Raw genomic sequence first — 11051 nt, 5'->3', positions numbered from 1 at the left:
ACACTGAAGTGGTCGTTGCTAAAGCCAGTAAGCCGGTTAACCCTACAATTAAATGTTTCATCATTATAGTTTCCCGTGAGTTTGTGGCTAATACCAATTGTATTAAATAACTGATCTAAATTTTGCGCTGGAAAAATGGCTTAGTTTGAGGCGTAAGTTGATGTAAATGGTTGTTCCCTATGCGAAACTTACAACGAAAAAATAAGTTGTTTTAACAAGTAAAATAGATCAGTTACTTACTATGATTGGTATTACGCCATTTAACTATAGATAAACTCGTAAATGGTTTTTTGGTAATACTCTTTTTCCGCCGCTAATATTGCTGCGTTAGATGACCATTCCGGATGGTTAGGGGAATCCGGTAAAAATTGTGTTTCTAGTGCGATCCCCGCATAGTCTGAATAGGCTCCCGCATTTCGATTCGGAGTACCTGCTAACCAATTTCCAGTGTAAAGCTGCATCGCAGGTTTAGTAGTATATAGATTCAAAGTAACTGCTTTATCGGCGCTAGTGAGTTGTGCTGCTAGCTGTCCTAATTGACCATCCGTGTTGAGTTGGAAGGCATGGTCGTAACCTTTACAGAGTTGTTGCTGCTGATCCTGTAAAAAATTTTGTTTGATTAACTTAGCCTGTCGAAAATCAAAGCTTGTATCAGTAACTGGGGTTAAACCATCCAACGGAATACCTGTTTCATTGGTAGGTAAGTACTGTTCAGCATCAATTTTTAAGCTATGTTTTCGACAATCACTAGCAGGTTCTGCACCATCAAGATTAAAATATGCATGATTTGTTAAGTTAACTGGCGTCGCTTTATCAGTAACCGCGTGATAACTAATTTGCATTTGATTTTGTTCAGTGAGGGTGTAGTTGACTGAAGCGGTTAAGGTGCCAGGAAAACCTTGATCACCATCCTCAGAAAGTAGGGTAAAGGTCACTGAATGTGCTGTTTGCGAGCTAATCTGCCAACGTCGTTGATCAAAACCATCACTACCACCATGTAAACAGTTACCTGCTTGGTTAGTATCCACCTGGTAAGCCTGTTTATTGATGCTAAATTGTCCTTTATTGATGCGATTTGCATAACGCCCCACAGTGGCGCCCAGATAGGTGCTTTGAGATATAAAATCCGCCATGTTCGACACGCCTAACAGGACTTCTCGAGGTGCTTGCCCTGGGATAGGTAAGGTGCAACTTAACCAAGTCGCGCCAATATCCATCACAACAGCTGTCATGCCCTGTGTATTTTGCAAGGTTATTAGATTCGCAGGTTGTCCATCTGGTGCATTATCTTCAGTCATCGTGGTAAAGAGTGTCGGTATTTCCATGGTTTCTGCCTTAAATTGAACTTGCGCCTGATTGGGGTGTGCAGATATAAATAGCTTCTTTAATCCCAGTGTGAGCTTGATAGTGTTGTTCAATGATTGTGCGAGCTGAATCAACTAACTCTGTTGGTATTAAGGCCACACAACAACCACCAAAACCACCACCTGTCATACGCACACCACCTTGATCACCTAGCAGGTCACTTAACAAGCTGACGATATAATCAATTTCAGGAACGGTAATTTCAAAATCATCACGCATTGAAGCATGTGAAGCGTACATACATTCGCTGATTTTCTGTAAGTCACCGGCGATCATTGCATCAGCGCAGGCTAATGTACGATCATTTTCTGAAATAACATGATGCGCTCGCTTATAAATATCTGAGCCTTTTTCAATGCTTGATGCAGCTAATTCAGTTAAAGTTGCATCACGCAGTGCCGGTTTACCCAGTAGGCGAGCAGCTTCTTCACATTGTTCTCTTAGTGCATTGTAAGCACCATCCACTAGGCTATGGGGCACCTTAGAGTCGATGATCATAATACTAACGCCTTGCGGGATAGATACGGCTTTTGTTTCTAAACTACGGCAGTCCAATAACAAAGCATGGTCTTTTTCACCACAGGCGGAGATCATTTGATCCATGATCCCACAAAAACAGCCTGCAAAGTGATGCTCTGCTGCTTGTCCGATCAAGGCTAACTCTGATTGTGTGACATCCAGTTCAAACAGCGCTTTCATTGCTTGACCTGTTACCACTTCAAGCGCGGCTGAAGAGCTTAAGCCTGCGCCTAAAGGAACATTACCTGTTATAGCAATATCTGCACCACCTAACACATAACCTTTCTCTTTAAGAAAGTGAATAACACCGCGCATATAGTTAGCCCAGAGTTTATCATCGGTCGCTGTGATGGTTTGGTCGATGCAAAAAGAGTCCTGCACATTGTCGTAATCTACTGAGATCAAGCGAATAATATTATCGTCACGTTTAGCACAGGCGATCATAGTTTGATAATTAATGGCACAGGGCATTACAAAACCATCGTTATAATCAGTATGTTCACCGATCAGGTTAACGCGTCCCGGTGCTTGTACAAAAGTTGTTGCTGGATAACCACAGACTGCTTGAAATGCTTCTGTTGCACGTTGTTTTAATTGATTCGTTAGCATAGATAAGTACCCGTAAAATTATGATTTTTCTTTATAATGAACATCGCTGACATCACGTAACTTCTGAGCCGCTTGCTCCGCGGTGAGATCGCGTTGAGATTCTGCCAACATTTCATAACCCACCATAAATTTACGCACTGATGCTGAACGTAATAAAGGCGGATAGAACAGAGCATGTAATTGCCAATGATCAATGCCTGTCCCAGCTTCAAAAAACGGAGCGTAATGCCAGCCCATAGAGTAAGGGAAAGAGCATTGGAATAGGTTGTCATAACGACTGGTTAATTGCTTAATGGCGAGTGCTAAATCATCACGCTGCGCTTCAGAAAGTTCACTCATACGGCGGATCGCTGTTTTAGGTAATAACATGGTTTCAAACGGCCATGCAGCCCAATAGGGAACCACTGCAATCCAGTGCTCCGTTTCTACCACGGTACGTTCACCATCTTCGATTTCAGTTTGTACATAATCCACGAGAAGGTTTGAATTATGTTGTTGATAGTATTCTTTGAGGTGTTTTTCTTTACGTTCTATTTCATTAGGTAAGAAGCTATTTGCCCATACTTGTCCATGTGGATGCGGTTGCGAACAACCCATGGTTTCACCTTTATTCTCAAATGCTTGTACCCAAACATAATCTTTACCTAAGGTTTCGATCTGTTCATTCCAGGTATCTACTACTGCACGAATACTTTGTACAGGTAATTCCGGCAGTGTTTTACTGTGGTCAGGCGAAAAACAGATCACACGGCTTAATCCACGAACGCCTTGTGTTTTAAACAGCGGGTTTGTTGATTCTGGCGCTTCAGGCGAATCCGTCATTAATGCCGCAAAGTCATTAGTGAACACATAAGTGCCAGTATAATCTGGGTTTTTGTCACCAGAAATACGTGTGTTACCAGCGCACAAAAAACATTCTTTATCGTAGCTTGGTAGCTGTTGAGTTGATGGTTTTTCATCCTGTCCACTCCAAGGGCGTTTAGCCCGGTGTGGAGAAACTAAAATCCATTGTCCAGTTAATGGATTATAACGACGGTGTGGATGATCAATTGGGTTAAACGTATTCTCAGACATAATGCTTCTCTATTGTATATAGTACCAATCACACTGATTAACTGTCATTGGTATAAACCTAGGCTATGACTAGCCAGTATAGGTATTAATAACCTTGCGGATTGTTTGATTGCCAGTGCCAAGTATCAGCAGCCATTTGCTTCACATCGCGTGTAGCTTTCCAACCTAATTGTTGTTCTGCTTTATCTGTACTTGCCCAGCACTCAGCAATGTCACCTGGTCGACGAGGGCATATTTGGTACGGAATTTGTTGCCCGCTGGCTTGCGCAAAAGCATCGATCATTTGAATCACGCTGGTACCGTTTCCAGTCCCTAGGTTAAAAGTATGTAAACCGGATTGTTGTGCCACTTTATGTAATGCCGCCACATGTCCATCTGCTAAATCCATCACATGAATATAATCACGTACACCTGTACCATCTGGTGTTGGGTAATCATCACCAAATACTGATAGTGTATCGCGTCGACCCACTGCAACTTGTGCAATGAAAGGCATTAGGTTGTTAGGTGGACCTTGAGGATCTTCACCTAGTGTGCCTGATGGATGAGCACCTACCGGATTAAAGTAGCGTAATAAGGTGATGCTCCAATCTTGCTCTGCTGCATAAAAATCAGAAAGACAAGACTCGACCATGAATTTGCTACGACCGTAAGGGTTCGTTGTTTCACCAACAGGGGAGTCTTCGGTGATCGGAACACTGCTTGGATCACCATATACGGTAGCTGAAGAGCTGAACACAATGCTTTTAACGCCAGCATTACGCATTGCACGCATCAAAACCAGTGATCCATTAACGTTGTTATCATAGTATTCAAGTGGTTTAGCAACAGATTCGCCTACGGCTTTTAAACCTGCAAAGTGAATAACAGATTGAATTTCATGTTCACTAAACACTTGGTTTAAGAAGGCTTCATCACGGATATCACCTTGATAAAAAGCTGGGCGAACTTTAGTTAATGCTTCAATCCGATCTAATACTGCTAATTTACTATTACAAAGATTATCAACAATAATAGGCTCAATACCTGCCGCAAACATTTGTATGCAAGTATGGCTTCCGATATAACCCATTCCACCTGTAACGAGAACTTTCACTGCTTTTTCTCCTGTTGCTATTTAATTGATAGAGATAGTAGCAATTAAAATGCTAAGAATAAGCGATCTGACGCACATAATGTAAACGTTTACAATTTTATTTTCATTGGTTATTTTACATGTTTATTTCTGGGCTTTTATCACCTTTGCAAGACGTTTTTAGATTAAGTAATTGATTTAAAATGTATAATTATTTCTCTTTTTACGCTGTTTAGCTGGTGGAAAAATAAAGTTGACGCTGAAGTGATGATGGCACTGTGCGGTGCGCTAGCTGTCTATATCAAGCGATTATGTTATAAAGGCTTTTATCTTATTTATATTGCTGGTTTTATTATGTCTGAAGCACTTATCCCCAATATTGAATTGTTTATTGCCAATATCGATCCTTTTAGTCGATTACCCGCAAGCTTAATGCAAAAGGTTACCTCTACGGTAAAGATCACCTATCTAGCAAAGGGTGAGGTGATTGCATCGCCTAAAAATGAACAGGATAAGTATCTTTTTATTGTTAAAACCGGCGCTGTTGAACAAAGGTTATTAGATGGTAGTTTAAGAGGCCGTCTTGAAGAAGATGACGTATTTGGTTTTAGTTTGTTTTCCTCCTCTGAAACACGTTACCAAATTACTGCCATTGAAAACGCTTTACTGTATATGGTACCTGCTAAGACTATCTATCATATTCAATCGCATTACCCTGAATATGCACAACACTTTACTGCTAAACCAGAAGATCGTATTCATTCCGCGGTGGAGTCAACTTGGTCTGATATGGGAGACAGTTCTTTTTTCAATCGAGTGAGTCAGGTGTGCAGTGATAAATTTGTTGAAGTACAAAGCGATACCCCGATATTTCAAGTGGCTACACGTATGCGGGAGCAATCTACTTCTTGTGCTGTGGTTAAAAATCAAGGGCAATTAGTCGGGATTGTTACTGATACAGATATGATCGAGCGGGTTATTGTCGCGCAGAAAAGTACGCAATTACCTATTAGTGAGATAATGAGTGGCTTACCTATTACGACTACCCCAGATGCAAGCGTATTTGACGCCGCAGTGTGTATGATGGAAAAAAATATTAAACATCTGCCTATTTTAGAAAACGCTCAAGTGACCGGGTTACTTTCGTTATATCAATTATTTCAAAATCACCGAATTCAAGCAGTGTATCTAATTAATAAAATCAAGAAGTCGCAGGATGAAGCTGAATTAGCACGCTATATGCCAGAGCGAGAGCAAGTTTTTCTAGCGTTAGCCAATGATAAAGTGCCAGCTGATCTAATTAGCACATTGCTAAGCATTATTATGGATACTGTTAATCAACGTTTGATTGAAATCGCGATCGCTAGGTTAGGCGCTGCTCCCTGTGATTTTTGTTGGATTGCATCGGGTTCCCATGCTCGTAAAGAAGCCAATCTACTGTCAGATCAAGACAGTGCCATTATTTTATCTGATCAATCGACAGATAAAGATAAAGTGTATTTTCGTCACCTTGCCATGATAGTGACAAAAGGCATGGACTTATGCGGATATGAATTGTGCTCAGGTAAATTTATGGCGGTCACTGCAAAATGGTGTCAGCCATTATCAATATGGAAGGAATACTATAAAAAATGGGTGAGAAGCCCTGATTATGAACGCCTGTTAAATCTAAGTGTTTTTCTTGATACTAGGGTGATATACGGTAATCAGCAATACCGACAAACCTTAGTTAATGAGTTTAAAGAGATGACTGCTGAGCCGATTTTTCTTAGTAAATTAGTGCGTGATGCGGTAGAAAATAGAGCACCTTTAGGCATTTTTCATAAGCTAGTATTAACCAAAAATGAAAAGAATGAAAAAACACTGAATATCAAACGTTATGGTATCAATATTATTGTCGATCTAGCTAGGATTTATGCGTTATCTGCAAAGTCAGATACCTGTAATACCAGTGAACGATTGCTGGCCGCTAATAAAGCGGGGTTAATTGATGATGCAACCTTAAAGAATATCTTAAGTGCATATAATTTTTTGAAGAGCTTCCGTTTTTCCTACCAGTTTGACATGTTAAGTAAAGGTCTGACGCCGAGTAACCATATCGACCCTGATTACTTTGGTAGTTTTGAGCGAAAACATATTAAAGATGCATTCCGCTTAATTGATAATTGGCAGCAGTTTACAAAAATGAAATTTAGCTAATGTTCGGGTTATTTAAAGCAAAAAATCCTTTTGAAATATTGGAAAAACAACGTAAAGATTTTTTAAATATTCAGTTACCTGAGCAGATTAGGTCGAGTTTTAAGCAACCTATAGCGAATAAAGATATCATGTTCGACCAGCTTTCATTGTTAGTGTTAGACTTTGAAACCACTGGCGGAGAGCCTAGCCAAGATCATATTATTAGTATGGGCTGGGTTGAAGTGCATCAAAAACAGATAGATTTAGCGCTTAAAAAGCACTTTTATCTTAATAATAGTGAACAGATTAACCATCAAACCGCTGTGGTTAATCAGATTGTCCCTGAAATGTTAGAGCAGGGCAGTAGCTTAGATAAAGCCATGACTTCTTTATTCTCTCATTGCCAAAACAGAGTGTTGGTCGTGCACGGTAAAGTCATCGAGAAAGGTTTTATAGATTATTATATGCAGCAAAAGTATGGCGTATCTGAGTTACCCTTATTGTGGATTGATACCATGAAGATAGAAGTGTGGTTAGCAAATAAAACGGGAGGTAACACTTTATCTCAAGATAATCGTTTAACTGCAGTAAGAAAGCGTTATCAGCTTCCACAATATAATGCTCATAATGCCTTGGTGGATTCCTTAGCCACTGCCGAATTATTTTTAGCGCAAATCGCTAGAATATATCGAAATAAACCAGTTACCCTTGAAACTTTATATAAAATTAGCCAATAAATTTGAATTGATTTGCTTATAAAAGGGCGATTGGGATTGGTTAATTGCTATCATTTGTCAGTGAATTCATTAAGCAGTACTTGATGTGCAAACTGGTACTTATATAATAAGCAATAGATGACTAGATAATCAAAGCCAAAGTAGAAGCAAGCATGGACATTAAAAGATGCTTATTATTTTCTACTAAGATGGCTGTTTAGACTTAATAAAAATGACAGAATCAGGTATTCTGCCCCCAAATTAATTTACTAACATATGTGGAAACAACGATGATCGTATTAGGACACCAAAACCCGGACTGTGATAGCCTTTGTAGCGCTATTGGCCTTGCAAGCTTATTTAATAAAATGGGTAAAACAGCAACACCTGCTCTACAAGGTGAGCCAAATCCAGAAGCGTTATTCTTATTAGAGCAATCAGGTTTACCACAACCAGAAATTCGCACTGAAGTCGCTGGCGAAGAGATCTTTATTGTTGATTACTCTGACTGGGGTCAAGGCACTGCAGACATGAAGAAAGCAACGATTCTAGGTATTGTTGACCACCATAAACTAGGTGATATCACAACTTCTACTCCGTTAGAGTGTTGGATTTGGCCGGTAGGTTGTAGTGCAACTATCGTCTACAACATGTATAAATTTAATAACCAAGTACCAGATGCGCCAGTCGCTAAAATGATGATGGGTGCAATCATCTCTGATACGGTTAACTTCCAAGGTCCAACAACGACTGATATCGATAAAGTTGCTGCGAATGAATTAGCTGAAATTGCTGGGGTTGATGATATTGAAGCATTTGCTGCTGCTCAGTTTGAAGCAAAATCTGATATCGCATCAGTACCTGCTGCAGAATTAATTCTACGTGACCAAAAAGTATTTGAAATGGCGGGTGATAAATTAGCTATTGGCCAACTTGAATTAACTTCTTTAGATACAGCATTATCTAAAAAATCAGACATGTTAGCTGAGATGGGCGTTCTGCAAGCAGAAAAAGGTTATCATTCAACCATCGTTTTATTAACAGATATCAATAAACTTGATACCGTGGCAATTATAATCTCAGAAGATGAAGATAAAGTCGCTAAGGCATTGAACAGTACTGTAGTAGATCATACATTTGATTTACCAGGTGTAGTAAGCCGTAAGAAGCAAATTATTCCATTCTTACAAGCTGCATTTGAAGCAGAGTAAAAACAACTAATAAACTAAGTCAGTTAGTTTATTAGTTACTGTTTTATGGCTAAGGCGAATTTCCCGAAGGAGTTCGCCTTTTTTATTACCTAAAATAAAGTTTATCTCTTTTAACTATTACCCCCTCTTATTTTTTGTCAGATATGTTGTTACCATCTTTGCACTTTACTATTTTATTCGGCATATCGAGGTTTCATGCATATTCATATACTTGGCATTTGTGGCACATTCATGGGTGGCGTTGCTATCTTAGCTAAATCATTAGGTTACAAAGTAACTGGCTCTGATAAAAATGTTTATCCGCCAATGAGTACTCAATTAGAAGAGCAGGGTATCGAATTAATTCAGGGCTTTGACCCAAGCCAATTAGATAATAAACCAGACTTAGTGGTGATTGGTAATGCCATGAGTCGTGGTAATCCATGTGTAGAAGCTGTTTTAGATAAACAAATTCCATATACCTCTGGTCCACAATGGTTATTAGAGCATGTGTTAAAAGATCGTTGGGTATTAGCAGTCGCTGGTACCCATGGTAAAACCTCAACCTCTAGCATGTTGGCATGGATCTTAGAGTACGCCAATATGCAACCTGGCTTTTTGATTGGCGGCGTGCCGGAGAACTTTGGGTTATCTGCGCGTTTAGGCGAAACTCCTTTCTTTGTGATTGAAGCCGATGAATACGACAGTGCCTTCTTTGATAAACGCTCTAAATTTGTTCATTACCGCCCAAGAACCTTAGTCTTAAATAACTTAGAGTTCGACCATGCAGATATTTTTGAAGATTTAAACGCCATTAAAAAACAATTTCATCACTTGATGCGTAGTATACCGAGTACTGGACGTGTATTTATCCCTAACAAAGACGAAGCATTAATGTCAGTGAAACATATGGGCTGTTGGAGTGAAGTGGAATACCTAGGTAAAAACTGGTCTGCAGTTAAAGTAAAAGAAGACGGTACACAGTTCCAAGTGCAGTTAGACCAACAATATCAAGGTCTGGTTAATTGGGAGTTGATGGGTGACCATAATATTGATAATGCCTTAGCGGCGATTGCTGCGGCTCGCCATGTTGGTGTAACACCAGAAATATCAATTCAAGCATTAGCTGAATTTAAAAGTATCAAGCGCCGTATGGAAGTAAAAGGAACAGTCAATAACATTACTGTCTATGATGATTTTGCTCATCACCCAACAGCGATCAAAACAACCTTAGCGGGGTTACGTGCAAAAGTAGGTGAGGCAAGTATCATCGCCGTGTTAGAACCTCGCTCAAATACAATGAAACTTGGTATCCACAAAGAAGCTTTAGTTAACTCTTTAAATGTTGCTGACCACGTATATTGTTTTGAAGACAAAAATATCCAATGGTCAATGCAAGAACTATTTGATGAGCAGGGTAAAGCAGTTCAAATAGAAACAGATATAGATACATTAGTGGAACAAGTTGTTAAACAAGCAAAACCCAATGACCATATACTAGTGATGAGTAATGGTGGCTTTGGCAATATCCATCAAAAATTATTAGAAAGATTATAGAGTGAGTAAAAGATGACAATGCAATATAACGATACAGTAACGTTAGGTGTAACGGGCGCATCAGGTAGTGGATACTTTCTACGTTTGTTACAAACCATGGTGGATGCCAATGTAAAAGTCTACCTATTGTTATCAGAAGCAGCACAAATCGTATTGAAAACAGAAGTTGAAGAAGATTGGCCGCGTGAGATCGATGCATTAAATACATTCTTAGTATCTCGCTTTAATAGTAAAGAAGGGCAAATTGTTGCATTAACTGCAAAAGATTGGTTTTCTCCGGTAGCATCTGGCTCTTCAGCGCCTAAAAAAATGGTGGTTTGCCCATGCAGTTGTGGAACACTTGCTTCAATAGCGCAGGGTTTATCTAATAATTTAATCGAAAGGGCGGCTGATGTTGTATTTAAAGAAAGAGGACAGTTGATTGTAATGCCAAGAGAAACACCATTTTCTACATTACATTTAAAAAATATGCTGACATTATCAGAGTTAGGCGCAACAGTTATGCCATTAGCACCGGGTTTTTATCATAAACCTACCACTATTTTAGAGTTACAAGACTTTATGGTAGCTAGAGTAATGGACCATTTAAAGATAGAGCACCAAACTAGTAAACGCTGGTGTGAATAAAAAATCATCAAAAACAGTGGTATTTGATGGTTATTTAAACAAATTAAAATTAATTGTAAAAATAACCATTTAATTACAATAAAACGCTTGCCAATGTGATCTTAATCCCTATAATGCGCATCCACAGACACGGGACGGAAC

Annotated in this window: 9 protein-coding genes; 5 read left to right on the top strand and 4 right to left on the bottom strand. The window is 39.3% G+C overall.

The annotated features are described in order from the left end of the window. Nucleotides 1–260 precede the first annotated feature (260 nt). From galM to galE, 4 genes are all read right to left on the bottom strand, one after another. Nucleotides 261–1325, bottom strand: a complete 1065-nt coding sequence (galM, locus tag DS885_RS11500; protein ID WP_113819579.1) for a galactose-1-epimerase — start codon at nt 1323–1325, stop codon at nt 261–263. 10 nt (nt 1326–1335) lie between these two features. Beyond that, nucleotides 1336–2493, bottom strand: a complete 1158-nt coding sequence (gene galK, locus DS885_RS11495; RefSeq protein WP_113819578.1) for a galactokinase — start codon at nt 2491–2493, stop codon at nt 1336–1338. Nucleotides 2494–2511: 18 nt separating this feature from the next. Beyond that, complete coding sequence (locus DS885_RS11490; protein WP_113819577.1) at nt 2512–3567, bottom strand: UDP-glucose--hexose-1-phosphate uridylyltransferase; 1056 nt, start codon at nt 3565–3567, stop codon at nt 2512–2514. Between the two features lie 85 nt (nt 3568–3652). Further along, entirely contained in the window at nt 3653–4663 is a 1011-nt protein-coding gene (galE, locus tag DS885_RS11485; RefSeq protein WP_113819576.1) for a UDP-glucose 4-epimerase GalE, read from the bottom strand. A 333-nt stretch (nt 4664–4996) separates the two neighbouring features. Between galE and DS885_RS11480 the strand changes: the two genes are divergently transcribed. The 5 genes from DS885_RS11480 to DS885_RS11460 all read left to right on the top strand — a co-directional run bounded on the left by DS885_RS11480 (nt 4997) and on the right by DS885_RS11460 (nt 10910). Continuing rightward, nucleotides 4997–6841, top strand: coding sequence for a putative nucleotidyltransferase substrate binding domain-containing protein (locus DS885_RS11480; protein ID WP_181817761.1), 1845 nt, complete (start codon nt 4997–4999; stop codon nt 6839–6841). Then, entirely contained in the window at nt 6841–7557 is a 717-nt protein-coding gene (locus DS885_RS11475; RefSeq protein ID WP_113819574.1) for a 3'-5' exonuclease, read from the top strand. Before DS885_RS11480 ends, DS885_RS11475 begins: the two co-directional genes overlap by 1 nt. A gap of 269 nt (nt 7558–7826) precedes the next feature. Continuing rightward, nucleotides 7827–8747 (top strand): manganese-dependent inorganic pyrophosphatase, encoded by a 921-nt coding sequence (locus DS885_RS11470; protein WP_113819573.1) that lies wholly within the window; start codon nt 7827–7829, stop codon nt 8745–8747. 195 nt (nt 8748–8942) lie between these two features. Then, entirely contained in the window at nt 8943–10283 is a 1341-nt protein-coding gene (gene mpl / locus DS885_RS11465) for a UDP-N-acetylmuramate:L-alanyl-gamma-D-glutamyl-meso-diaminopimelate ligase (RefSeq protein ID WP_113819572.1), read from the top strand. A gap of 12 nt (nt 10284–10295) precedes the next feature. Then, the gene (locus tag DS885_RS11460; protein WP_309472391.1) at nt 10296–10910 is read left to right on the top strand and encodes a flavin prenyltransferase UbiX; all 615 of its coding nucleotides are present in this window, start codon (nt 10296–10298) and stop codon (nt 10908–10910) included. Nucleotides 10911–11051 lie beyond the last annotated feature (141 nt).

The sequence above is a fragment of the Psychromonas sp. B3M02 genome (assembly GCF_003318165.1).
Classification (GTDB): domain Bacteria; phylum Pseudomonadota; class Gammaproteobacteria; order Enterobacterales; family Psychromonadaceae; genus Psychromonas.
This window is presented reverse-complemented; position numbering and strand designations above follow the sequence as displayed.

Excerpts from the sequence above, each read along its gene's own strand:
- galM (WP_113819579.1), bottom strand. The coding sequence starts at position 1,325 with ATGGAAATACCGACACTCTTTACCACGATGACTGAAGATAATGCACCA.
- DS885_RS11460 (WP_309472391.1), top strand. The coding sequence starts at position 10,296 with ATGACAATGCAATATAACGATACAGTAACGTTAGGTGTAACGGGCGCA.
- galK (WP_113819578.1), bottom strand. The coding sequence starts at position 2,493 with ATGCTAACGAATCAATTAAAACAACGTGCAACAGAAGCATTTCAAGCA.
- DS885_RS11470 (WP_113819573.1), top strand. The coding sequence starts at position 7,827 with ATGATCGTATTAGGACACCAAAACCCGGACTGTGATAGCCTTTGTAGC.
- DS885_RS11490 (WP_113819577.1), bottom strand. The coding sequence starts at position 3,567 with ATGTCTGAGAATACGTTTAACCCAATTGATCATCCACACCGTCGTTAT.
- DS885_RS11475 (WP_113819574.1), top strand. The coding sequence starts at position 6,841 with ATGTTCGGGTTATTTAAAGCAAAAAATCCTTTTGAAATATTGGAAAAA.
- DS885_RS11480 (WP_181817761.1), top strand. The coding sequence starts at position 4,997 with ATGTCTGAAGCACTTATCCCCAATATTGAATTGTTTATTGCCAATATC.
- mpl (WP_113819572.1), top strand. The coding sequence starts at position 8,943 with ATGCATATTCATATACTTGGCATTTGTGGCACATTCATGGGTGGCGTT.